Genomic DNA, 22,474 nt, shown 5'->3' with positions numbered 1-22,474 from the left:
GTGGTCGACGGTGAGGTGAGCCGATGAGTCGCCTCGAACTCCCCGCAATCGACGCGACCCGTGCCGGTCTCGCGCTGTTCATCGCCTCGATTCTCTTCCTTTACAGCCCGCTTTTTATCAGGCCGCCAAGCGGAGCGTTCGTCTTCCTCGAACTCGGCGTCCTCTTTCTGTTGTATGCGCTGATACTCATCGGACTAAACCTCCAGTTCGGCCACACGGGGCTCGTCAACTTCGGACCCGTCGCTTTCTTTGCCGTCGGCGGGTACGCCGCTGCGATACTGACAGCGAACGACCCCTACAGGGCTGTCGGACTCGGCTTCGTGTGGCCAGTCGGCCTCGTCGCCGGAGTGCTCGCCGCGGTCGCACTTGGAGTGTTGCTCGGCTTCTCAACGCTCAAGCTCCGAGATGACTTCCTCGCAATCGTTACGCTTGCGGTGGCCGAAATCATTCACGGGCTGACCATCACGTTCCGCGACGTCACCGGCGGTTCGGTCGGGTTGCAGAACGTGCCGCGGCCGATAGCCAAGATGACCGGTGGTGGCGGCGGCGCGGAGCTATTCGCGACGATATTCGTCCTCGGGTCGATTTGTCTCCTCGCCTACGGCGTGTTCCATCGACTGTCGGCGTCGCCGTACGGGCGTGTTCTCAGAGCTATCAGGGCCGACGAGCAGGTGACCGAAACGCTTGGCAAGCAGGTGTTCCGGTACAAGTTCGTCGTATTCATCTACGGGGCAGCTATTGGGGGGCTCGCCGGTGCGCTCCTTGTCTTCTACAACGGTGCCGCCTCGGCCAGCTTTTTCACGATCGACGTCACGGTCGTTCTCTGGATCGGAATGCTCGTCGGCGGTGCGGGCAGTGACCGCGGCGTGCTCGGCGGACTGGCGCTCATCATGGGCTTCCAGTTGCTCACCCGCTTTCTCAACGATCTGATTCCGTTCGTTACCCAGGACCAGTTCGCCTCGATTCGGCTCGTTCTGGTGGGACTGCTGTTGATGCTCGTCGTCAAGTATCGTCCCGAGGGAATCTGGGGCAACGCCGAGGAACTGGGGGTCGACTCGTGACGCTTCTGGCAGTCGATGGTCTCCGCCGCTCGTTCGGCAGTCTGGTCGCAGTCGACGACGTCTCCTTCGGAATCGAGCCCGGAGAAATCGTCGGGATGATCGGTCCGAATGGTGCGGGAAAGACGACTACGTTCAACTGCGTTTCCGGCGTCCTCAAGAGCGACGCCGGCACCGTCACCTTCGACGGCGAGGACGTGACCGATGTCCCCGCATACGAACTCGCGCGGGACGGGTTGGTCAGGACGTTCCAGCAAACGCGGGAGCTGTCGACGATGACCGTCGAGGCGAACGTGCTGTTACCGACACCTGCTCATCCGGGCGAACGAGCCTGGCATGCCATCACGCGGTCGGAGGCGAGCCAGCAGCGCGAACGAGAGGCACGAAAGCGGGCGATGGAGCTACTTGACGTGTTCGACATTCGGCCAAAAGCTGACGAGTACGCTGGCACCCTCTCAGGAGGGCAGCGGAAACTGCTGGAACTGGCGCGGGCGCTGATGCTCGACCCGACGATGCTCATGCTCGACGAACCGTTCGCGGGCGTCAATCCGACGCTCACGACGGAACTCGTCGACCACCTCGAATCGCTCAACGACGACGGGCTCACGCTGCTCATCATCGAGCACGAACTAGAGACGCTCACCGACCTCGTCGACCGCCTGATTGTGCTGACCGATGGGCGCGTCTTGGCGACCGGCACGCCAGCAGAAATCACGAAAAACGAGGAGGTAATCGATGCCTATCTGGGCAGCTGAGTCCGCCGGTCACGGGCACGGGGGACAGGTACTAACAACACAGAGGAGGGACCGATGAGCCTGCTCGAAATCAGTAACCTCGATGCGGGGTACGGCGACCTACAGGTACTGTTCGGTGTCGACCTCCACGTCACCGAGGGCGAGTACGTCGCAATCGTCGGCCCCAACGGGGCCGGGAAATCAACGGTGATGAAAGCCGTCGTCGGGTTGGCCACGCACATGGGCGGACAGATACGTTTGAACGGTGAGGATATCACGGGGCTGGAACCCCAGACAAGAATCGAGCGTGGGCTCGGGTACGTCCCACAGACAGAGAACATCTTTCCGACCCTGACTGTCGAGGAGAACCTCAAGATAGGTGGCTATCTGCTGGGCGGCCTCCCGAACGACCGGCAGGAAGCGGTCATCGAACAGTTCCCCATCCTTGCGGATCGCTTGGACCAGCGGGCTGGCAACCTCTCCGGTGGTCAACAGCAGATGCTTGCAATGGCGCGGGCGCTCATCCCGGACCCGCCCGTGCTGTTGCTGGATGAACCGTCCGCGGGACTGGCCCCGGACCTCGTCGACACCGTGTTCGACCATATCGACGCGGTTAACGACCGCGGAGTCACGGTGGTGATCGTCGAGCAAAACGCGAAGACTGCCCTTCGTCGCTGTGATCGGGGCTACGTACTCACACAGGGCGAGAACCGGTACACAGACGAGGGCGACGTGCTGCTGAACGACCCCGAGGTCCGAAGGCAGTTTCTGGGCGGGTCGGATTCCTCCAACGGCTGAAGCCGTGGGCTTCCTCCTTGTCTCTCTGTGAATTCAGTCGTCCACTGGCGCGGGCGCGACATCCATCTCTGGTGCGTCGAGCGGGACCAGCGGGTCGTTTCCGTTGAATCGGTCCCAGAGGACGAGCGCCGAGGGAAGCACGAGGAGTGACGCGAGGAACGAGTAGACGATGCTCGCGGCGGTGAGCAGGCCGAACTGCCCGAGGACCGAGAGGACAGCGAGCACGAGCACACCGAGTCCGAAGACAGTTGTGAGCATGCTCCCGGCGAGTGCGCCGCCGGTACCCCGGACCGTCCGGTCGAGCGCCGTCTGAAGGTCGTTTACCGCGCGTTCGTCGACGAACCGGTGGACAACGTGTACCGAGTAGTCTACGCCGAGACCGATGGTCAAGGCGAGAACCGTCGCGGTGAACGCGTTGAACGAGATGCCCACCAGTCGCATCGTCCCGGCGACGGCGGTGACGGCGACGACGATGGGGACGAGGTTGGCGAGCGCCAGTGAGGGCGTGCCTTCGAGCCACCAGTAGACCAACACGAGGAACACGCCCGTTCCGGCCAGCGAGAGAGCGAGGCTCTGAATCGCCGAGTCGAGGATGAGGTCCGAGATAGCGCTGAAGACGACGACGGTCCCCGTCGCAGTGCTCGTGGTTCTGAATCGGTCGGACACTGTCCGGGCATCGGCGACGACAGCGTCGTCGTCCGCGTCGGCTTTCACCCGGTAGTCCACGCGGGCGCTCCGGTAGTCGTCGGCGAGGTAGTTGGCAGCCCGGTCACCCGATTCGGTCGCGAGTAGGGCGTCATAGACCGTCTCTAAATCTCGGTCGGGGACGCCGTCGCCGTCGCTGTCGTGACGGGCGACGAGTGCGGCGAACTCGTCGTTTCGGGCGGCTTCCGCCCGGAGGACGGTGAGGATGCTCGTCGAGTCGGCGCGGCGGTTCTCGACGATGAACGTGTCCGGTGGGTCCTCCTCGGCCCTGTCGAGTTCTTCGAGGAACGCGCCGTCGGTCATCCGGCCTTCCAAAAATATCGTCACGACGCCGCTTTGGGAGGCGGTAAAGCGGTCTTCGAGGAACTCGATATCGGCGACGACGCTGTAGTCGCTCGGCGCGAACGGTTCGGGGAGCGCCTTCAGATAGGCGGGGGCCTCAGCGGGCGGCAGGAAGTCTTCCTGTTCGAACTCGGTGTCGACACCAGTCGCGTACCACATCGCGCCGCCGGAAAAGAGCAGTGCGGCGACGAGAACGACCGCGGGCACCCGAATCGCGGGGGCAACGCCGACGCGGAGTGCCGACCCGAGCGAACTCCCCTCGCGTCCGAGCGGCGTCTGGCTGAACGTCGGAATCGGATAGCGCTGGCGGAGACGGTCGACTTCGACCTTTGCGGCAGGGAGGAAGATGCCGAAGACGAGGAACGTGAAGATGATGCCGATGGCCGCGACGACGCCAAACTCCCGAATCGGCGTGAGGCTACTCACGAGGTTCGATAGGAAACCAATGACCGTGGTTCCGGTGACGATGAAGAACGCGACAAGGAGTTGGTCGGTCGCCAGTCGCATCGCATCGCCGACGCCGTGGCCCTCGGCGCGGTCCTCGCGGTAGCGGTTCACTGCGTGAATCCCGAAGTCGATACCGACCGCCAACAGGAGCGGCGGGATGGCAATCATAATCTGGTTGAACGGGATGCCCGCGAGGCCGAGGAATCCGAAGGTCCAGACGAGCGCCATCCCGAGTGCAGCGGTACCCAACAGGAGGTCCACGAGGTCACGGTACGCGACGACGAGAAACAGCACGATGAACACCACCGCGGCGGGCACGACGATGATGAGCGAGTCGGCGATGACCGTGCTGAACTCGTCGGCGATGATGCCGGTTCCGAACACCGAGATGTCGCCGCCGACGGTGGCGACGACGCGCTGTGCTTTCAACTGGACAGGCGTCAACTGACTTTCACCGCCCTGTCCCGCGCTGGTGGCCTCTTCCTTCGGGAGCGAATGCGTGACGACGGCGATGGTCGCTGTCGAGGAGGCGGCGGTTGGGTTGAAGTCGTCACCGAGGAGGCCGACGAACCGCGGGTTGTTCGCGTTGGCGCGGACCGCCGCGGCGACTTCGCTCTCGGTCGCCCATTCGACAGCGGTTATCTGCTCGTCGAGTGTGTCCGCATCTCGGTCGAGCGTCTGTGCGACGACCGAAGCGGCGCTCGCGGTGGAGGCGACCCGGAGGTCGCTGCGGTCTGTGAGTCGCTTCTGGGCTTTGAGCATCCGCAGGAGTTCGCGTCGCGTCAGGACGTTCGGCGCGTGTTGGATGAGTTGCGTGCTCCCGGTCGGTTCTTCGAACCGCGGAGAGAACTCCTCGGAGATTCGTGAGAACGCCTCTTCTTCCGGGACTTCCTCGGCGAACTGCTCGGTTCCGGATTCTGTCTCGACAGCGCTCAACCCGGCCCCGAAGACGAGCGACAGGACGACGAACACGAGGATGACCCGCCGAGAGCGGTTGACGATGCGGTAATCGACCCAATCGACGAACCGTTGGAAGTCAAATCGGGCCACGGCTCAACGCCGCCTGCGACGGCGCACCACGAGGAATCCGGCACCGCCCGCGGCGACGATGACCGCAGCGCCGAGGATGGGAAGTGTGAGACCGAACGGGAGTCCACCGCTATTCTCGGGCGCGTCGACCTGCACGGGAACGCGGTAGGCGTCCGAGATGGTCGTCTCACCGCTTCCATCCTCGTAGCGGAAATCGAGTTCGGCCGGGTACTGTTTCTCCAGTGCGGCCTGGTCGGCCGCGATACCGAAGACGAGCGTCACCGACTCGCCGGGTTCGAGTTCGCTGACGAACGACTCGGTGTCGGACGACGACAGCGGTTCTTCGAGGTATATCTTCGCCGAGATGTCCCGGAGCGTCTCGTCGCGGGTGTTCACGATAGTGATGCGGAGTTCGTCGCTTCGGCCGGGCGCGATGGTTCCCCTGTCGACTGAGACATCGAACTCGGGTGTCGCGGGCGCGACATCGACACGCAGGTCGATATCGTCGCTCCGACGGCGCTCACCGTCGGCATCGCGGTACGTGACTGTCGCGGTAAACTGCCGGGGACCGGGGTCGGCGTTGTCGGCCACTTGCACGTTGAACGAGAACGACTCCGCCGCGCCGGGTTCGAGGTCGCCGAGCGCGTATTCCGTCTCGGTCGCCGTCGCGCTTCCCTCGGGGAGCGAGAGCGTCACGACGGCGTTTCTGGCGAGCGTCCCGTCATCGTTCACGACCGCACCGCTGATGCGACCTTCGTCTCCGACTCGAAGGGTGCTTTCCACGCCGTCGATGCCGAACGACTGCTTCGCGGTGGGAACGAATCCGGCGACGTGGTCAGGAGACACCAACCGTGCCCCGTCGGGGTTCTCGTAGGCGATGTTCACGCCGAGGGCGTACCCGCGGACCGACCCGTTAGACGAAACAGACGTGTCGTAAACGAACGTCCTGTTCTCACCGGCCTTCCACGTCGCTGCAAACTGCGTGGCAGTCGACGACCGCCCGAATTTGACCTCCGGCGACTGCGAGGTGACGGCGACGATTGCGTTGCGCGCGTCGAGTTCGCCGGTGTTCTGGATTGTCAGCGCAACGTCTCCGCGCCCACCGACGGGAACCGTCGCTTCGGACCCAACGACGGAGAACCGAACCCGCTCTTCGATTCGGAGGGGCACGTTGAGGGTGTACGTTCGACGGTGCACGTTATCGAACTCGTGGAACACCTTCAAGCGGAGGTTGTACTCACCGGCGGCGATGTTTTCGGGCGCTTCGACGCGAAACGCGACTTCTCGCGTGTCGCTGTCGGCCATGTCACCGACGACGATATCACCAGTCCGCACGGCGAAGGGCGTGTTTCGGGGGTCGAGTCTAACGCGGACGTTCTGGGCGGTCTTCGCCACGTCGTCGGTGTCAACCGGGTCGTTCGTGAAGGCCACACGAACCATCATCTCCTGGCCGGGTTCGACCACCGGGTCGACGACGAAGGCCCGGAAGACGGGGACGTGATTCGGATCTCGCGATTCGTCGCTCTGCGCCACCGCTGGTGCCGCGATAGTTGCGAAAACGAGCAGTACGACAGACAGGGTGACGAGGTAGCTCTTCATTAGAACCTTCCGGACGATACACCGACTGCATCAGGGTGTGCAAGCGCCGGTGGTGGGCGGGGTTTCCTGACCCAACTAGCCACTGATACGTCCTCCGACGGGAAATACCCGTATTCCCACTCGTGAGGACAGTCTGTTCCGGGGGAATATTACGCCGGCCTGCGTTCGACAGAATGTTACGAGGGTCTGCGTTCGACACCGAGTTCCGCCAGCGAGCGGACGACGACGAGCGCTTCGACGAGGTCCCTTCGTTCGACCATTGGGTTTTCCGCGTCGTCGAGGACGGCGTGCGCCTCCGAGAGGAGCGTCCGCTCCTGTTCTGTCTGGTCTGGTTCGTCGCGGGTGGCGTTCAAGAGCGCCTCGAAATCTTCTCGAATGCTGAAGTCCGCACGCGCGACGTTACAGCGCGACAGCGGGTGGGTTCCCAAGTCGAGGACCAACTCCGAAACGAGTTCCCAGTCGCTCTCACAGAAGTGAAGCGTCACGTCGCCGACGATGTCGCGCCACGCAATCGGCCCGACATTCTCCATGAGCAACACGGCACGCGGCGGAACTGCGATTCGAGCGACGGTTTTCGGGTCGTCGCAGAGACAGCACGGTTGGTCCGTCCTGCCGGTGTACATACCCGTCATATGGAGGGAGAGAAGATGTACCTTCGGTCCGCTCCGCTCGCGGCGTGTCAGAAACACGGGTTCGACGACCGGGGCAAGGCAGTCGAACCCGATGGCAGCGGGAGGCGCGACCAACTAACAGGCTGGCACTGAATCACGCAGTTGGCTGGGCTGGATGTAACACATTAGGCGGTGTCAGGGCCACGCCAATCTCTGATTTGCACACTAGCCATAAATATCTTTTTCAGCAAGACATTCAACACCATATTGTGAACTATATAGTGAACTATTAAATGATTCTGCGGAGTTTATTCACGATTGTGAATTCTGGATGTTGTTCAGTGAGGACGGACTGCGACCGAACGGAACCGAGGCTTCGCTACGGTCATTATAGATACAGGGAGGGCAGTGAACGGGCCACAATCCCGGCCCGAACAGTCGAGTACGCCTATACTAGTTCGATTCCAGCGCTGCCACTGGCATTACCGAGTGGCACGTCTGAATGAGGTGATGGAGTTTCGTGTCGAACCCGGCATCAACCGAGACGAGTAACGTCGCCTCTTCGGACAGTTGCAGTCGGACGACGAGCGCATCCTCGAGTCCGAATGCGACGAATTCGGGACCACCAGTCGGCGATTCCGCCAACACAGTGTCGAATTCCTCGTCGTCCACAAACGTCGAGACAATCGTCTTCAGTGTTTCAGCGTCGTAGCTATCTGAGACCGTCGTCGAGACGAAGTTGACCCACGACTGGCCGGGTTCACACCACACGACGGCCCGAAGTTGGTCACCGTACTTCGTCGAGAGTGTCTCGACGAGTCCCGGGGCTGGAAATTCGTCTTTCTCGACAATAGTCAGTTCTGCTTCGCGTTCCGATGCAACTCGTTCGTATGCGAGTTCTCCGTGGTCGGTAAGTCCGTATAACCGACCTTTTTGCTGCGATTCGGGGACCAGTAGTTCGACAATATCTCGGTCTCGAAGTTCAGACAGTGCTCGCGATACGTGCGGTTGTGCAAGCCCCGTTTCCGTCGCAATTCGCGACGGAAGTCCAGATCCATTCTGAACGAGGTACTCGCACACTGCGAGTCGGTAGCGAGAACTCGCGATATAGCCAGCCGAATCCCACGTTTCGGTCATGGCGTTTCGTCCTCGCTAATAGTTTTCATCATTGCTGACACGTCCCACCTGACTATCGATTTTCGAGACGGGTATATTTTTCGAGGAATTCAAGACAAATTCATACCACATTTATACAAATTGTCAGTGTTGCGGAACTAAGGTTGAGGTTTCGACCATGGTTGGTCTACTTAATAAATGAACACTGTTAATCGCCTATATGTCAGTATGATGGTTGTTCGGTGACGGTACTGTAACCCGGTTCTGTGAGAGCCCCCTGGTGACATAAATGTTAGCAAATGTACATAAACAGCGACCGCTTTACCATTGATTGCAATGTCACCGCAATCGTCTCAGATGGCACCGCAGTCGACTGTTTCCGTGTCTGAGGTGTCGGCATGAGCGTACCAGTACAGTTTGCATCTCCGATGGCCGACATCTCGTTCCTCGTCGCTCGGGTACTGTTCGGCACAGTCATCGCGTTCATGGGGGGTAACCACTTCATGAATACCGACCAGATGACCGGCTACGCAGAGATGAAGGGGCTTCCGGCACCCCGTCTCGGCGTTATCGGTTCGGGCGCGCTGCTCGTTTTCAGCGGCCTCGGTATCGCTGCCGGGGTGTTTCCGGGACTCGCGGCCGGAGCTATCGCCCTGTTCCTACTCGTGAGCACGCCGATGTTCCACAACTTCTGGGCAGTTCCCGAAGACCAGCAGCAGTCCGAGATGACCGACTTCCTGAAGAACGTCGTGATGCTCGGCGGCGCACTCGTCTTCCTCTCGCTCAGTGCCGTTCCGTGGCCGTACGCAATCGGTCTCACGGCGTTCTGAATCCCTCTCCACTACAAATTCCACCACTCACCACCGACTCTCCATCCCACCACAGACTCCCCCATTCACAACCGACTTTCCCGACCATCACCGGCTTTCCCGACCATCACCGACTTTCCCAACCATCACCGACTTTCCCAACCATCACCGACTTTCCCACCCACCACCGATTCCCCCCACCCACCACAGATTAATTCCGTCACATCCCCTTCCCACGCTATGAACACCGCGACGACGACACCGGAGGCTCGCTGATGGACGGTTCACCGACAGACTTCGGGTCCGCGTACAGGGTGTTGTCAGGCGCAGTCATTCCTCGGCCCATCGCGTGGGTGAGCACGCACAACGAGGACGCCGACAACCTCGCGCCGTACAGTTTCTTCACCGTCGCCAGCATCGACCCACCGATTGTCGTCTTCGCCCCGGTCGGACGCGGCGACTCACTGAAAGACACGCCACGAAACGCCATCGAACACGGCGAGTTCGTCATCAACATCGTCACCGGGGACCTCGTCGAAGCGATGAACCAGACCGCCGCGACAGTCGATTCCGGCGTCGATGAGTTCGAACACGCCGGTATCGAGAAAGCGGAATCAACCGTCGTGGACGCCCCACGGGTCGCCGACGCGCACGTCGCGTTCGAATGCACACTCCACGACACCATCGAGATGGGGTCGTCGACGCTCGTGTTTGGAGAGGTGGTCCACGTCCACGTGGCAGACAACGTATTGACCGACGGCAAACTCGACACCACGAAGCTAGACGCGGTCGGTCGGCTTGCCGGAAGTCAGTACGCCACCACGAGGGACCGCTTCGAACTCACGCGGCCGCCGTAGGCGGGAAGATTTATTTCTCGGTGTTCTGTTCGTCCGGCTAATGAGTGACGTATCGCTGTCGGGCGTCCTCTCCTTCCTCGATGTCGACGACCTCGCAACCGTCGTCGAACAGGTTCGCGCTCGACGTGGTGAACGAACAAAGCGAGTCCAACGCGATGGGCGGACATTCCTGTTTGCCGCCCCCGAGGGCGAGCAGAAACCCACGGAGGTCGTCTGGCTAGATATCTCGGCCGAGTTCGACACGCAGACCGTCGAGGTGTTTGCCGACCGCTGTGAGTCGCGCGGAGTCGACGGAACGCTCCTCACGACGGGCGACGGGGAACAAGCCCGAGAGATACTGGCGCTGTCGTTCGCGACCGAAGAACAACTCGAGGAACCAGAAACCGAGGGCGAAGAACCGGAACTTCTCGTCGACCCCGAGGACGTAGACGTGCCAATCACGCTCGAAACGCTCGACGACCTCGTCGAAGCACTGGAAGAACACGACCTCGACGAGGATGTCATCGACGAATACCACGAACCCCACCAACCCGCGTTCGAAGACGTACTCGAAGAAATCGACGCCGAAGAGGAAGCGACTGCCGCAGCGACCGACGAGTCGAGTTCGGGCCTCGGAGTCACGGGACTCGCGCTCCTTGCAGTGGTCCTCGTTATCCTCGTCGGCGCGGCCTTGTTCCTACTCGGCGTGTTCTGAATCTCCAACCGGGTCGTTTCACGGAGTTCGGGAGACGGCGGGCATCATCGTTGTCGGGAGCCGACGCACATCATACTGGTCGCGAGACGATTGTGTCGATTCGGCGCAGCGCAACCGCACAGACCGCCGCGTAGGGGGCGGCGTACAACGGCACCTCGAAGGTGACTTCACACTGCTCGACGCCGACCGCCCGAACCCGATGTCCTGTCGCAGGAATACCGGCCACTCGCCATGTTCAGCGGTGGTCACGACACGTTTCGACCGCGAACGGAACCCACGCGCCAGCGACCCGCACGTCACCCCGCGACCCCTCGCTGATTTTCTCTTCGACGCCGCGGACCGCCGAGACTGACGGCCCCCACTCCGGCCAGTACCTGACTGAGATGAGGACGTCCCATACCTCGTCGGCGGGTGCGTCGACGACGCGAGAGACCACGAGTCGCCGACCGTCGGGGGTCTGCGCGACTCTCGGGGGGTGGCCTTGATATGTCATTCATGAACCTAGTATGGTAATAAGTCGTAATATAACATCGGCGAAACGTTTACATAGAACCCAAGTTAGGTGATACCAAGATGCACACAAACCACACTGCAAACCGACCGAAGATGAAAGATGTGAGCCACACCCCACCGATGGGTGAAACCGTCACCAACGTCTGGGAACGAGGAAACGAAGCGGAACCGGCTGCTGACGACTGAACGACTTCGTACCGGCCGTCGTCTCCACGAATTCTGCCATGGGTGTCCCTCCGACTCCTTTCGGACACCACGGGCCGGCTCACTCCCAGTAGTGTCCACCAGCGACACCGGGCCTTTCGGGTGACTCGTCGTTCCGATACCTATCGGGACGTTTAACCCCGAGTCCGACGGGCGTTCGAACATGAAGGCCACCGCCAAGGCCCACCCCATTCAGGGCCTCGTGAAGTACCACGGGATGCGCGACCCGGAACTCCGACTGCCGTACCACGACAGCATCAGCGTCTGCACGGCACCGAGCCACACCAAGACGACCGTCGAATTCCTCCCCGAAGCGGACGAGGACCACTACGTCATCGGCGGCGAGGAAGTCGAAGGGCGCGGCGCTGAACGCATCCGCGATGTCGTCGACCGCGTTCGCGAACTCGCTGGCTTCGACCACCGCGTCCGACTGGAAAGTGAGAACTCCTTCCCGTCGAACATCGGCTTTGGCTCGTCGTCGTCCGGGTTCGCCGCCGCCGCGATGGCCCTCGCGGAAGCGGCCGACCTCGACATGACGCGCCCGGAGATTTCGACTATCGCCCGCCGCGGGTCGTCCTCCGCTGCGCGCGCCGTCACGGGTGCGTTCTCGCACCTCTACTCGGGTATGAACGACACCGACTGTCGCTCCGAGCGTATCGAAACCGACCTCGAAGACGACCTTCGCATCGTCGCCGCGCACGTCCCTGCCTACAAGGAGACAGAACAGGCGCACGCCGAAGCGGCGGACAGCCACATGTTCGACGCACGGATGGCCCACATGCACGGCCAAATCGACGACATGCGCGACCACCTCTACGAGGCCGATTTCGACGCTGCGTTCGAACTCGCCGAACACGACTCGCTGTCGCTCGCGGCGACGACCATGACCGGCCCCGCGGGATGGGTCTACTGGCAACCGCGCACCATCGCTGTATTCAACGCCGTTCGCAAACTGCGCACCGAAGAGGAAATCCCGGTCTACTTCTCGACCGACACGGGCGCGAGCGTCTACATCAACACGACCGAGGAGTACGTCGACCGCGTCGAGGAAGTCGTCGCCGACTGCGGCGTCGAGACGGACGTGTGGGGCGTTGGCGGCCCCGCCGAAGTTCTCGACGAGTCGGAAGCGCTGTTCTAATCCGGCGTCGCTGACGCCGTCTTTCTGACGTTCGACACCGCAGTCCTCACTTCGGTCGCCGTCACGCTCATTTCTCTCGCATCCTACGTGACAGCCATGCGTGTCCTCGTACTCGGCGCCGGATACGCGGGCTTGACGCTCGCGCGCACGCTCGAACGCCGACTTCCCGACGCTGTCGAGTTGACCATCGTCAACGACTCTCCGTACCACCTCGTCCAGCACGAGGTCCACCGCGCAATCCGTCACCCCGACGTGGCCGACGTTATCGAGGTCCCACTCGACGAGGCGTTGACCCGCGCCGAAGTCGTCGTCGACCGTGTCACCGACATCGACCGGACCAACCAGCGCGTCCACCTCGCCGAACCGGGCACGCTCGGCTACGACTACTGTGCGGTTTGCCTCGGCGCGACCACCGCGTACTACGACATTCCCGGTCTCGAATCCCATGCGATTCCGCTCAAGAGTCTCGACGATGCGGCAGCAATCCACGAGCGCTATTTCGAGGCCTGCAGCGACGGCGGAACAGTCGTCGTCGGCGGTGCCGGACTCTCGGGCATTCAGGTTGCGGGTGAACTCGCCGCCCTCCGCCGAGAGTCGGACGCGCACACCAATATCGTCCTCGTCGAACAGATGAATACCGTCGCACCGACATTCCCAGAGCCGTTCCAGCGGGCGGTTCGCGACGAGTTGCTCGACTGCGGCGTCGAGATTCGGACGGAGACGACGGTCGAATCAGTGACCGCCTCGACCATCGAGACCGACACTGGGACCCTCGAGTACGAGATGCTCGTCTGGGCTGGCGGCATCGCTGGACAGGAGGCAATGGAGTCCAACAGACCGACTGTCCGAGCGGACCTTCGTCTCGACGAGCGGACGTACGTCGTCGGCGACGCTGCGCGAGCAGTCGACGCGGACGGGAAACCCGTCCCTGCGAGTGCCGCCGCGGCCATCCGCGAGGCGAGGGTTGTCGCCGAAAACATCGCCGAACAGGTCGCCTTCGAACGGGACGGAGACCCCGGTGACTTCCCGCCACGGCCGCAACCGTACCGCTTCGAGGTCCCGGGGTGGATTGTCTCGGTCGGCGACAGTGCCGTCGCGCAGGTCGGGCCGAGCATCTTCTGTGGGAGCGCCGCGAAAGCCATGAAGGCGACCGTCGGTGCTGGCCACCTCACCTCGGTCGGGGCGATCTCGAAGGCGGTTGACCTCGTCGAAGAGGAACTGAACGCCTGAGCGACGCCAGCCACGCGAATGACGACGTACGGTGCCGTTTTCGGTCAGAAGTGTGACTACTCTGTGGTACCACCCAGTTGTGCATAATCCGTTGGAAACTGGACACAGAAACATGCCTCCACGAAGGTTTTTATTCGATACCGAAACATCTGAGAGTACGAAATGAGGCATGTGGGCGACGCAGACGGGTACCAGAGAGTGACTATATCGGAGGTCCAGTGACCGGTGTGACCGGCATCGTTCCGGCGGGTGTTGGTGACTGATGGAGTGGCAATACACTGTCTACGCGTACCCGACGGTCTTTGCCGCCGTCGTATCGGCCATCATCTTCGTCTACACGCTCGATTTTATGCGGCAACGGGGACGAAGCCCAGTCGGCCTCTCGTTCGCCGCGCTCGCTTTCACGACGACTATCTGGACCGCCACGACGGTGGTTAAGCTACTCGTCGTCGATGTTGGGGCGAAGCTTCTTGCTTACAAGGTGCTCCATCTGGGCGGCGCGTTCGCCCCGCCGTCGTTTCTCGTCTTCGCTCTGGCGTACACCGACCGAAAGCAGTACCTGAACAGCACGTCCATCGGGGCGCTGTTCGTCGTCCCGACCGTGTTCATCCTCGTGTTGTTCACCAACCCGCTGGAACTCGGCTACACGGGGTGGGAAATCACCACTACGGGCGGCGTGACGACGCTTTCCGTCAGAGATGGGCCGGCGAGCACGCTGGCGTTCATCTACGTGTTCATCGCACTCTTCGTCGCACTCGGCGTCATCGGCCAACACGCCATCACGCTCGGCCGTCCGTTTAGCCTCCAAGCAGCGTTGTTGCTCGGCGGCGTGAGCGTCCCGACTGTGGTCGCACTCTTCGAGTTCACCGACACGCCACCGTTTGCGGGGGGTGTAAACCTCATCCCTGCGTCGCTCGCCGTTCCAACCACGCTATACGCGATTGCTGTCTTTCGCCACAAGTTACTCGACATCCTCCCCATCGCGTACGCCGCGGCGGGCGAGCACTCGACGGACGGATTCATCGTCCTCGACTCGTCGGAAACGGTCGTCCACACGAACGACACCGCCGCCGAACTGTTCGGAACGAGACGGTCGCTCAGAGGGCGTGCTGCGGCCGACGTGATTCCGGCGTACGACCAACTGTCGCAAGCCGACGGCCCCATCGACTGTCAGGTCCAACGGGTTCCAAATCGGTACGTGGAACTCACTCGGATTTCGCTCGAACAGTCCTACGGGCGCGTCGGGTGGGTCGTCACCGTCCGGGACGTGACGCTTCGAAAGCAGTACGAACTGTCGCTGGAGTCGCGAAACGACGAACTGGAGATGTTGAATCGAATCGTCCGACACGACATTCGAAACGACATGCAACTCGTTACTGCCTACATCGACCTCGCGATGGAGGAGGGGACGCTCGACCCGGACGTACGGCCGTATCTGCAAACGGCACTCAAACGCGCTCAGCACACCGTCGAGTTGACCAACGTCCTCGGCGAGTTGATCAAAGCGAAGAACGAAGACGAACGACTGTATTCGGTCAACGTCGGCGGCATCATCTCGAAAGTCGCCGACAACGTACGCGAGGGTCACCCCGACGCCACGGTGACAGTCGGGTCGCTTCCGACTGCGAACGTCCTCGGGAACGACCTCCTCGAATCCGTCTTCGTGAACATTCTCGAAAACGCAATCGTCCACAACGACACCGACGAACCGAGCGTCGATGTGGGGATGTCCGTCACAGAAGACACCGCAACCGTCCGTATCGCCGACAACGGACGCGGGATTCCCGACGACAAGAAACAGGAAGTCTTCGGAAAGGGAGAGAAAGGACTCGAAAGCCCCGGGACGGGAATCGGACTCTATCTCGTCGATACCATCGTCACCACCTACGGCGGGGCGGTATGGGTCGAAGACAACGACCCGCGGGGGGCGCGCTTCATGCTCGAACTCCCGCTGGCGTGAGGAGACTTGCACGCGGCACGCTCGTCGCCTCCGGACCCCTCGTAGAACCGAGAAATACGCTCCCGATTATAAAACACCGAAATATAGCTCGTACAGCCCTATCTCGGCTGATTTTTCAGAGACCGAACAGCACTTACTAGCAACTAGTTCTCAGTTTTTTTGAGTGTCACAAGCATTATTGGAACAGTTTGTGATTATTAACCATGGATTTCCATCTCACAGAAGAGCAGGAAGCAATCCGCGAGGAGGTTCGCCGGTTCGCAGAAAACGAGATTGCACCTGTCGCCACCGAGTACGACGAAGAAGAAAAGTACCCCCACGACATCATGAAGAAGGCAGCCCAGATGGGGCTGACCGGGGCACACTTCCCCGTTGAGTACGGCGGCGTCGGCTACTCGTCGCTGGAGAACGCCCTCGTCACCGAAGAACTGTTCGCCGTCGACCCCGGTATCGGGCTTTGCATCACGAGCGCCGGGTTCGGGGCTGAAGCCATCATCGACTTCGGCACGGAAGACCAAAAAGAGCAATTCTTGCCGCCCATCGTCGAAGGAGAGTCAGTCATGGGCGCGGCCATCAGTGAACCGCAGGCCGGGTCCGACGTGACCTCCGTACGCACACGTGCGGAGAAAGACGGTGACGAGTGGGTCCTCAACGGCAACAAGATGTGGATTACGAACGGCACCGTCGGCGACTATTTCGTCGTCATGTGCCAGACCGACCCCGACGCGTCGGACCGCTACTCTGGCTTTTCGCAGATTGTCGTCGAATCGGACCGCGACGGTTTCAGTGCCGACAAGATTACCGGAAAGATGGGGATTCGCGCCAGCGACACGGCCGAACTCATCCTCGACGACGTGCGCGTGCCCGAAGAGAATCTCGTCGGCACCGAAGGAATGGGCTTCCTCCAACTCATGCAGTTCTTCGACGAGACCCGGACTGCCGTTGCGGCGCAAGGCGTCGGTATCGCCAAGGGTGCCTGCGAGCGCGCGCTCGAATACGCGAAAGAGCGCGAGCAGTTCGGCCGCCCCATCAGCGACTTCCAGGCGATTCAGCACAAACTCGCCGAGATGCACACCGCGACGGAAGCGGCCCGCCAGTTGACCTACAAGTCCGCCTGGAGCGTCGACAACGACGAAGGTCAGTTGACCGCACTCGCGTCGATGGCCAAGGAGTTCGCGTCCAACGTCGCCACCGATGTCGCCGACGAAGCCGTCCAGATTCACGGCGGCGCTGGGTTCGTCAACGACCACGATGTCGAGCGTCTCTACCGCGATTCGAAGATTACGCAGATTTACGAGGGGACGACGGAGATTCAAAAGAACGTCATCGCACGCGAACTGCTCGGAAAGGGCTTCTAACCCCGACCCAACCGCGCCGTTTTCCGACCCAACCGCGCCGTTTTAATTTTCGAGTCTCGTGAGCGACCGGAGCGAACTTCGCTCCGAGAGTAGCACGTCTCTCACTCCGAAAGTGGAATGTACGTGGTAGCTAACTGCGGTACCCCGCCGACAAATCACGTCAATCAGACACGAAGTACTAACTCGATGACAGTGGTAGTACACAGCATGCCACGAGAAGATGGTAAGCGAAATTTCGTCCTCATCGAGGACGATGGCAAAGAGACGAGCGTGTTCAGCGGACGATACCCCCGACAGGCCGCGCTCAAAGCCGCCCGTCGGCTCCATCCGGCACCGAGTCGCGACGAGGTAGACGGGAAAGCTACGCTCCGACTCCGTGAGCGAGGGACAGACCGCGTCCACATCTACGAGGGGTGGGCGTGGACCGAATCGAAGAGCGACGACGACCCAGAGTGGATGGGCAACAGCGTCACGAGAGCTAACGTCTCGAAGCAAGGAATCGAACACCTCGACGAGTGACCGCGCCGCGGTTACTCCGTTCGAATACTCGGGGACTGCTGTTCAGTTGCCACCTCGAGAACTGCCGATACCACAGAATCCGCTTCGAACACCGACGATGCGCTAGCCGAGCGTCCGCAGAAGTCGGGTTTCAGAACAAATGTCTATTCATGTGGCTATATCGGAAAAAGAATTCAAGAAAATATGGCCATGGCAACACGACCCTCACAAGCTTTATCCCCAAACGGCCACTGTGTCCAAAAGCAATGGCGAAAGGAAACGTTGATTTCTTCAACGACACTGGCGGCTACGGTTTCATTTCGACGGACGATGCGGACGACGACGTGTTCTTCCACATGGAAGACATCGGCGGCCCTGACCTCGAAGAAGGAACGGATGTGGAGTTTGACATTGAACAGGCCCCCAAGGGCCCGCGTGCGACGAACCTCACGCGTCTTTAAATCGGTAGGACGTCGCGCGTAGCGACAATACTACGGATCATTTCTCAGAGAACCGAACCGGCGAGCGGCGCTGCTGTCAACTGCCGTGCCGCCCAGTTGGGTTCTACTCGTGTCATCCCTCGAGAGATTCAGCTCCAGCATTAAGTAAACCATTCCACCGTTGCATACAGTTTTGTTCATTTAGATTGTATTTCGAGCATGACATCTGCGCTCGTTATCGGGGGGACTGGGTTCGTCGGGTACCACACCACAGAAGAGTTGCTCGACCACGGATACGAGGTGACGGTGTTCAGCAGAGGGTCACGAGGCTATCCATCAGAACCCCGCGACGGCGTCACCTATGTTGCGGTCGACAGAACCGACGCCGACGCACTCGAAGCGGCCGCCGAACGCGTCGACCCGAACATCGTCATCGACAACGCTGTCTTCCAGCCGGACGCCGCGCGGGAGGCGGTGGAGATTTTCGCGGACGTGGGCGCGTACGTCTACGTCTCCAGTGGGGGTGTCTACGACGCCCACGAGATTCCGAAGCGAGAGGACGAGACGCCACTGCACGCGTACGCAGAAGAATACGCGGGCGACAACACGATGCGGACGTACGGCCCCCGCAAAGCCGAGTGCGACCGAATCGTCAGGGCCGCCGCCGACCGAGGTGTCGCAGCAATGTGTGTCCGACCGACAATGGTCTACGGGCCGAAAGCGGTCGCCTCCAGCGACACTTCACTTGTTGGCTCTATCTCTTGGGCGGAGGACCTTCCAGAGCTACAGGACCACCACGACTACTGGATCGACCGACTCGACCGCTACGACCGCGTGGTCGTCCCCGGCGACGGAACCGCAATCTGGCATCGCGTGTATGTCGAGGACGTGGCGCGGGCGCTCCGAATCGTCGCCGAATCGGGGACGCCCGGCGAGGCCTACAACGCGGCCGACCGCACCGTCTTCACGATGGAAGACGTTATCGACCTCATCGCCGAGACGCTCGATACCACCGTAGAGGTGTATCACGCGAGTCGCCGCGAACTCGCCGAGTTCGACCTTGACCCCGACGACTTCGTCCTCTATCACCACCTCGGCAGCAACTACCCGCACGTGCTGTCGACGTGCAAACTCTCGTCGCTCGGCTGGGACTCGACACCACCGGACGTCGCGATGGAACGAACCGTCGAAGAATCACTGACGAGCGACCGCGATGGAAGCATGTTCGACCCGGGTCGAGAGGCCGAAGAACGCTTCCTCGAAGCAGTCGCCGAGTAGCGGAGCGAACTGCGCCAACTTTCGGTCGCCCGCTTTGTTAGGCCCCGCTACCGTCGGCCGGACTGATGTTCCGGTTCGTTCGGAACACGTTCTCCGGGTCGTATCGCGCCTTAATCTCCTGAAGTCGGTCGAAGTGCTCGCCGTAGGTCGCACGAACACGCCCTTCGTCGTCGTCGGCGGTCTGGAAGTTCACGTAGTTGCCGCCGGTCGAGAAGGGACGAAGTCGTTTCCAGGCATCGCGGACCCACTGCTGATAGTCGTCCTCATTCGGTTCGTCTGGGTCCCACATTCCGGCGACACCGTACACAAAGCGAGCGTCCCTGTTTCCGACACACCCGTCGTCAGCGTCCCGTTCGTTGAGAGCGCCACCGATGTGTGCGAGTACCAACTGTGCCCCCGGAATCGGACACTCGTCGCAGAGTTCCTGTATGGTCGAACATAGCTCGTCGGTTAGCTCAGACGCGAACTCCGTCTTCCAGTAGTAGTGATTGCCTTTGGGTTGTGTCGCATCGAGGTACGACTGGAGTTGGGTGTACGATTGCTCCTGGAGTAAATCGACCACCGGATCGCCGAGTTCCCGAATCGGTGCAAGTGCGTCGTCAACATCGTCCAAGTCGCCGGTGTAGCAGACAGCCATTGCACAGATTCGCTTTCCGTGCCATTCTTCGGGGACGAACGGTGCCGGTGGTGCCCGCCGGAGGAGCTGGAACACCGTCAACTCCCTCGGTCCCTCGGCGGTGAGTGCTTGGTAGGTGTCGAGAACCTCGTCCGCTCGCTCGAACGGCCACGCGATGAGACCGCCATAGACCGTCGGGCCAACCTCGTGGAGACGGAACGTAAAGGACGTGACGACACCGTAGTTGTGTCCTGCGCCCCGAATCGCCCAAAAGAGGTCCTCGTTCTCGTCGCGGCTGGCCCGTCTGACTTCCCCGTCTGCGGTGACAACCTCGACTTCGAGCAGATTGTCGACCGCCCACCCAAACCGTCGAGTGAGATAGCCGAATCCGCCGCCGAGCGTGAGCCCTGCCAGCCCGGTCTCTGAGACGAACCCGAGCGGCGTCGCCAACCCGTGCAGTTGTGTCTCGCGGTCTACGTCTTGGAGGAGACATCCGGCCTGCGCCGTCACGGCCCGTGCCTCGGGGTCGACGATGACTCCTCGAAGTCCGGACATATCGATGGTGAACCCGTCGTCGGCCAGCGCAGTCCCCGCGATGTTGTGCCCGCCGCCCCGTACCGAAAGTTCGAGGTCATGTTCACGGGCGAAGTTGACGGCGTCGACGACATCCGCGGTTCCCGTTGGCTGCACGACGAGTGCCGGGGACTTCTCTATCATCCCGTTCCAGAGGCGCGTCGCCACTTCGAACTCCGGGTCCGTGGGAACGAGCAGTCGGCCATGGATACGTTCGCTGAATGCTTCGACTGCCTCCTCGGATACCGTTGTCTTCGACCCCCCGCGGGTCGCGATTGTTGTTTGCGTAGCAGTACCGCCGTTCGAGCCCACTTTAGTCATGGTTTCTACCCCGTGCTAGATACTGTCGAAGAGAGGATGACACTTCCTCGTGAAATATTTCGCCGCCTGAAATGGTTCCCTGTTGGAGAGGTTGTATGTCACCCTGTTGGCGACGCCGTCTGTCACACCCGGTCAACGGGGCCGGGTACCGAACCCAATCACGGCCGGGTTCGCTCAGTTACGTGATTCGACTGGACGAGAAGCGTTCGCCGAGTTCATCGGCAGTAACTGGGTGAGCGTCGGTTCGATGCTGCTCGAAAACGGCGGTGGCCCACTCGCGCGCTTCGGGCGCATCGGTATCAACGACGGCTTCGAGCAGTCCCGTCTCGGCGTCGTGACAGCAGAGACCGATACGGTCATCGAAGATTCCGATGCCGCATCTCTTTCCGTCTGGAAGGCTCTCGTGGAGGAAGATGGTACAGTTCTCACACGCGGCCGCCCGGGCGACCCGTTCCGGATTCCACGCGACCGTTTTTTCGAGCACGTCCGGCGAGTAGATGTACTCGAACTCCATCCCGGCTTCGACCTTTCGGCAGACGGTTTCGTTGTTGACCGATTTGAAGACGGTCGTTCCGAATCCCCGCAACTCGGTTGTCTCCTCTATCAGATGCGTAACCCGCTCGACCGGCTGATACGGATATCCGGGACCGGGATACGAGACTACCGCATCGGCAAACAGGTCGACAGAAAAGCCCTCCATGTCGTGGGGGAGCCATCGCCACACGTCTCGGAGTTTCTGTTCTGTCTCCATCGCGGTGCGGAGGGCTGCGAACTGCTCGGCCACGTACGCGCCGAGTGGCGTCAGTTCGTACGCCGAACCGGCTCTGGTTATCCACTGTCGATCCTCGAAATCACCGAGTACTCGACCAACGGTCGGAGAAGAGGCACCTGTCGCCGTTCGCAACTCGTTCCGATTTCGAGGCTGGTCGGCGAGCGCGTCGAGGACCTTGACGCGGTGGTCCGAGCGGGCCACGAACTCTATCTCCTCTCTCGGAGAAACCATGTTACCAATACACACGTATCGATAATAGAGTCCACGATTACCGAGGAGTGCCCCGCTCTGCTGTGTTCGTGGACCATGCGCGACCACTCGTCTTCGGACCGCGTGTGTACGGTAGCCCGACTAGTGGTCGTGGAACGAGTCGTGGAGGTCCCGTGCCTCCTCGAACGTCGTGGTAATCCACTCGTCGTCTTCCCGAAGTTTGATTTGGACCATCCCATCTGGGATATCCGCCTCGACAGTCTTCGCGTGCGCGTTGACGAGATGCTCGGCGTATTGTTCCAACGCGGCGTCGTCCGACGGCGCGATGGCCTGCCACGAACAGCCCGGATGTGAGCAGCGTCTCATTCCCTTACCACCGGCATTGCGTAGTCAGGTAAGTATCTTTGCTTCGGTGTATCTTTCCCCAGCGTCACCCACGTCGGAAAGGAGAAACGGATCGTCTGTACGGAAGACCAACCGGACCAAGAGAACGGTTCTCCCCGTGGATAGTCACGGTCGGGCCTCCACATCTTCAGGAGGCACCTTGCAGCACGAGTCGCGCGT

Annotated in this window: 23 protein-coding genes; 14 read left to right on the top strand and 9 right to left on the bottom strand. The window is 61.2% G+C overall.

Going from position 1 to position 22,474, the window contains the following annotated elements; translation table 11 throughout:
• Nucleotides 1–23: 23 nt before the first annotated feature.
• Genes ACH9L7_RS05575 through ACH9L7_RS05565 form a run of 3 tightly spaced genes read left to right on the top strand, consistent with a single transcriptional unit; the run spans nucleotide 24 to nucleotide 2,590 of the window.
• Nucleotides 24–1,061 carry a branched-chain amino acid ABC transporter permease gene (locus ACH9L7_RS05575; protein ID WP_396612743.1) on the top strand — a complete coding sequence of 346 codons (1,038 nt, stop codon included), beginning with the start codon at nucleotides 24–26 and terminating at the stop codon, nucleotides 1,059–1,061.
• A complete protein-coding gene (locus ACH9L7_RS05570) occupies nucleotides 1,058–1,813 on the top strand; it encodes an ABC transporter ATP-binding protein (protein WP_396612742.1) in 756 nt (251 codons plus the stop codon). Before ACH9L7_RS05575 ends, ACH9L7_RS05570 begins: the two co-directional genes overlap by 4 nt.
• A gap of 54 nt (nucleotides 1,814–1,867) precedes the next feature.
• Entirely contained in the window at nucleotides 1,868–2,590 is a 723-nt protein-coding gene (locus ACH9L7_RS05565) for an ABC transporter ATP-binding protein (protein ID WP_396612741.1), read from the top strand.
• A 33-nt stretch (nucleotides 2,591–2,623) separates the two neighbouring features.
• Here ACH9L7_RS05565 and ACH9L7_RS05560 read toward each other — a convergent pair whose 3' ends face one another.
• The 4 genes from ACH9L7_RS05560 to ACH9L7_RS05545 form a co-directional block, all read right to left on the bottom strand.
• A complete protein-coding gene (locus ACH9L7_RS05560; RefSeq protein ID WP_396612740.1) occupies nucleotides 2,624–5,134 on the bottom strand; it encodes an RND family transporter in 2,511 nt (836 codons plus the stop codon).
• Nucleotides 5,135–5,137: 3 nt separating this feature from the next.
• Nucleotides 5,138–6,712 carry a COG1361 S-layer family protein gene (locus ACH9L7_RS05555; protein ID WP_396612739.1) on the bottom strand — a complete coding sequence of 525 codons (1,575 nt, stop codon included), beginning with the start codon at nucleotides 6,710–6,712 and terminating at the stop codon, nucleotides 5,138–5,140.
• 176 nt (nucleotides 6,713–6,888) lie between these two features.
• A complete protein-coding gene (locus ACH9L7_RS05550; protein ID WP_396612738.1) occupies nucleotides 6,889–7,335 on the bottom strand; it encodes a hypothetical protein in 447 nt (148 codons plus the stop codon).
• A gap of 441 nt (nucleotides 7,336–7,776) precedes the next feature.
• Nucleotides 7,777–8,460 (bottom strand): winged helix-turn-helix domain-containing protein, encoded by a 684-nt coding sequence (locus ACH9L7_RS05545; protein ID WP_396612737.1) that lies wholly within the window; start codon nucleotides 8,458–8,460, stop codon nucleotides 7,777–7,779.
• A 377-nt stretch (nucleotides 8,461–8,837) separates the two neighbouring features.
• Here ACH9L7_RS05545 and ACH9L7_RS05540 point away from each other — a divergent pair, with 377 nt between their 5' ends.
• The 3 genes from ACH9L7_RS05540 to ACH9L7_RS05530 all read left to right on the top strand — a co-directional run bounded on the left by ACH9L7_RS05540 (nucleotide 8,838) and on the right by ACH9L7_RS05530 (nucleotide 10,799).
• Complete coding sequence (locus ACH9L7_RS05540) at nucleotides 8,838–9,269, top strand: DoxX family protein (RefSeq protein WP_396612736.1); 432 nt, start codon at nucleotides 8,838–8,840, stop codon at nucleotides 9,267–9,269.
• A gap of 254 nt (nucleotides 9,270–9,523) precedes the next feature.
• The gene (locus ACH9L7_RS05535; RefSeq protein WP_396612735.1) at nucleotides 9,524–10,105 is read left to right on the top strand and encodes a flavin reductase family protein; all 582 of its coding nucleotides are present in this window, start codon (nucleotides 9,524–9,526) and stop codon (nucleotides 10,103–10,105) included.
• Between the two features lie 40 nt (nucleotides 10,106–10,145).
• Nucleotides 10,146–10,799: a hypothetical protein gene (locus ACH9L7_RS05530; protein WP_396612734.1), complete on the top strand. Its 654-nt coding sequence runs from the start codon at nucleotides 10,146–10,148 to the stop codon at nucleotides 10,797–10,799.
• A 70-nt stretch (nucleotides 10,800–10,869) separates the two neighbouring features.
• Here ACH9L7_RS05530 and ACH9L7_RS05525 read toward each other — a convergent pair whose 3' ends face one another.
• Complete coding sequence (locus tag ACH9L7_RS05525; protein ID WP_396612733.1) at nucleotides 10,870–11,025, bottom strand: hypothetical protein; 156 nt, start codon at nucleotides 11,023–11,025, stop codon at nucleotides 10,870–10,872.
• 9 nt (nucleotides 11,026–11,034) lie between these two features.
• Nucleotides 11,035–11,292 carry an SRPBCC family protein gene (locus ACH9L7_RS05520; protein WP_396612732.1) on the bottom strand — a complete coding sequence of 86 codons (258 nt, stop codon included), beginning with the start codon at nucleotides 11,290–11,292 and terminating at the stop codon, nucleotides 11,035–11,037.
• Nucleotides 11,293–11,372: 80 nt separating this feature from the next.
• Between ACH9L7_RS05520 and ACH9L7_RS05515 the strand changes: the two genes are divergently transcribed.
• From ACH9L7_RS05515 to ACH9L7_RS05480, 8 genes are all read left to right on the top strand, one after another.
• Entirely contained in the window at nucleotides 11,373–11,498 is a 126-nt protein-coding gene (locus ACH9L7_RS05515; RefSeq protein ID WP_396612731.1) for a hypothetical protein, read from the top strand.
• Between the two features lie 181 nt (nucleotides 11,499–11,679).
• Nucleotides 11,680–12,654 carry a phosphomevalonate decarboxylase MvaD gene (mvaD, locus tag ACH9L7_RS05510; protein WP_396612730.1) on the top strand — a complete coding sequence of 325 codons (975 nt, stop codon included), beginning with the start codon at nucleotides 11,680–11,682 and terminating at the stop codon, nucleotides 12,652–12,654.
• A 96-nt stretch (nucleotides 12,655–12,750) separates the two neighbouring features.
• Nucleotides 12,751–13,884, top strand: coding sequence for an NAD(P)/FAD-dependent oxidoreductase (locus ACH9L7_RS05505; RefSeq protein ID WP_396612729.1), 1,134 nt, complete (start codon nucleotides 12,751–12,753; stop codon nucleotides 13,882–13,884).
• Nucleotides 13,885–14,146: 262 nt separating this feature from the next.
• A complete protein-coding gene (locus tag ACH9L7_RS05500) occupies nucleotides 14,147–15,844 on the top strand; it encodes a histidine kinase N-terminal 7TM domain-containing protein (protein WP_396612728.1) in 1,698 nt (565 codons plus the stop codon).
• 203 nt (nucleotides 15,845–16,047) lie between these two features.
• A complete protein-coding gene (locus ACH9L7_RS05495) occupies nucleotides 16,048–17,202 on the top strand; it encodes an acyl-CoA dehydrogenase family protein (RefSeq protein WP_396612727.1) in 1,155 nt (384 codons plus the stop codon).
• Between the two features lie 207 nt (nucleotides 17,203–17,409).
• A complete protein-coding gene (locus tag ACH9L7_RS05490) occupies nucleotides 17,410–17,721 on the top strand; it encodes a non-histone chromosomal MC1 family protein (RefSeq protein ID WP_396612726.1) in 312 nt (103 codons plus the stop codon).
• Between the two features lie 245 nt (nucleotides 17,722–17,966).
• Nucleotides 17,967–18,161 carry a cold-shock protein gene (locus ACH9L7_RS05485; protein ID WP_004041873.1) on the top strand — a complete coding sequence of 65 codons (195 nt, stop codon included), beginning with the start codon at nucleotides 17,967–17,969 and terminating at the stop codon, nucleotides 18,159–18,161.
• A gap of 198 nt (nucleotides 18,162–18,359) precedes the next feature.
• Nucleotides 18,360–19,418, top strand: a complete 1,059-nt coding sequence (locus tag ACH9L7_RS05480; protein ID WP_396612725.1) for an NAD-dependent epimerase/dehydratase family protein — start codon at nucleotides 18,360–18,362, stop codon at nucleotides 19,416–19,418.
• A 37-nt stretch (nucleotides 19,419–19,455) separates the two neighbouring features.
• On the opposite strand, the gene ACH9L7_RS05475 is transcribed toward ACH9L7_RS05480, so the two are convergent.
• From ACH9L7_RS05475 to ACH9L7_RS05465, 3 genes are all read right to left on the bottom strand, one after another.
• Complete coding sequence (locus tag ACH9L7_RS05475) at nucleotides 19,456–20,928, bottom strand: FAD-binding oxidoreductase (RefSeq protein ID WP_396612724.1); 1,473 nt, start codon at nucleotides 20,926–20,928, stop codon at nucleotides 19,456–19,458.
• Between the two features lie 178 nt (nucleotides 20,929–21,106).
• Nucleotides 21,107–21,931: a helix-turn-helix transcriptional regulator gene (locus tag ACH9L7_RS05470; RefSeq protein ID WP_396612723.1), complete on the bottom strand. Its 825-nt coding sequence runs from the start codon at nucleotides 21,929–21,931 to the stop codon at nucleotides 21,107–21,109.
• A gap of 120 nt (nucleotides 21,932–22,051) precedes the next feature.
• Nucleotides 22,052–22,276, bottom strand: a complete 225-nt coding sequence (locus tag ACH9L7_RS05465) for a DUF1059 domain-containing protein (protein WP_396612722.1) — start codon at nucleotides 22,274–22,276, stop codon at nucleotides 22,052–22,054.
• Nucleotides 22,277–22,474: the final 198 nt, after the last annotated feature.

Origin of the sequence: Haloferax sp. S1W, assembly GCF_044593955.1 — an archaeon.
Lineage (GTDB): Archaea > Halobacteriota > Halobacteria > Halobacteriales > Haloferacaceae > Haloferax.
The sequence above is the reverse complement of the archived record's forward strand: the minus strand, read 5'-3'. Positions and strand labels throughout refer to the sequence as shown.

What these genes read in the sequence shown, in the direction of transcription:
- ACH9L7_RS05575 (WP_396612743.1), top strand. Translation starts at nt 24, where the DNA reads ATGAGTCGCCTCGAACTCCCCGCAATCGACGCGACCCGTGCCGGTCTC.
- ACH9L7_RS05565 (WP_396612741.1), top strand. Translation starts at nt 1,868, where the DNA reads ATGAGCCTGCTCGAAATCAGTAACCTCGATGCGGGGTACGGCGACCTA.
- ACH9L7_RS05555 (WP_396612739.1), bottom strand. Translation starts at nt 6,712, where the DNA reads ATGAAGAGCTACCTCGTCACCCTGTCTGTCGTACTGCTCGTTTTCGCA.
- ACH9L7_RS05550 (WP_396612738.1), bottom strand. Translation starts at nt 7,335, where the DNA reads ATGTACACCGGCAGGACGGACCAACCGTGCTGTCTCTGCGACGACCCG.
- ACH9L7_RS05545 (WP_396612737.1), bottom strand. Translation starts at nt 8,460, where the DNA reads ATGACCGAAACGTGGGATTCGGCTGGCTATATCGCGAGTTCTCGCTAC.
- ACH9L7_RS05540 (WP_396612736.1), top strand. Translation starts at nt 8,838, where the DNA reads ATGAGCGTACCAGTACAGTTTGCATCTCCGATGGCCGACATCTCGTTC.
- ACH9L7_RS05535 (WP_396612735.1), top strand. Translation starts at nt 9,524, where the DNA reads ATGGACGGTTCACCGACAGACTTCGGGTCCGCGTACAGGGTGTTGTCA.
- ACH9L7_RS05530 (WP_396612734.1), top strand. Translation starts at nt 10,146, where the DNA reads ATGAGTGACGTATCGCTGTCGGGCGTCCTCTCCTTCCTCGATGTCGAC.
- ACH9L7_RS05520 (WP_396612732.1), bottom strand. Translation starts at nt 11,292, where the DNA reads ATGACATATCAAGGCCACCCCCCGAGAGTCGCGCAGACCCCCGACGGT.
- ACH9L7_RS05515 (WP_396612731.1), top strand. Translation starts at nt 11,373, where the DNA reads ATGCACACAAACCACACTGCAAACCGACCGAAGATGAAAGATGTGAGC.
- mvaD (WP_396612730.1), top strand. Translation starts at nt 11,680, where the DNA reads ATGAAGGCCACCGCCAAGGCCCACCCCATTCAGGGCCTCGTGAAGTAC.
- ACH9L7_RS05505 (WP_396612729.1), top strand. Translation starts at nt 12,751, where the DNA reads ATGCGTGTCCTCGTACTCGGCGCCGGATACGCGGGCTTGACGCTCGCG.
- ACH9L7_RS05500 (WP_396612728.1), top strand. Translation starts at nt 14,147, where the DNA reads ATGGAGTGGCAATACACTGTCTACGCGTACCCGACGGTCTTTGCCGCC.
- ACH9L7_RS05495 (WP_396612727.1), top strand. Translation starts at nt 16,048, where the DNA reads ATGGATTTCCATCTCACAGAAGAGCAGGAAGCAATCCGCGAGGAGGTT.
- ACH9L7_RS05490 (WP_396612726.1), top strand. Translation starts at nt 17,410, where the DNA reads ATGCCACGAGAAGATGGTAAGCGAAATTTCGTCCTCATCGAGGACGAT.
- ACH9L7_RS05485 (WP_004041873.1), top strand. Translation starts at nt 17,967, where the DNA reads ATGGCGAAAGGAAACGTTGATTTCTTCAACGACACTGGCGGCTACGGT.
- ACH9L7_RS05480 (WP_396612725.1), top strand. Translation starts at nt 18,360, where the DNA reads ATGACATCTGCGCTCGTTATCGGGGGGACTGGGTTCGTCGGGTACCAC.
- ACH9L7_RS05475 (WP_396612724.1), bottom strand. Translation starts at nt 20,928, where the DNA reads ATGACTAAAGTGGGCTCGAACGGCGGTACTGCTACGCAAACAACAATC.
- ACH9L7_RS05470 (WP_396612723.1), bottom strand. Translation starts at nt 21,931, where the DNA reads ATGGTTTCTCCGAGAGAGGAGATAGAGTTCGTGGCCCGCTCGGACCAC.
- ACH9L7_RS05465 (WP_396612722.1), bottom strand. Translation starts at nt 22,276, where the DNA reads ATGAGACGCTGCTCACATCCGGGCTGTTCGTGGCAGGCCATCGCGCCG.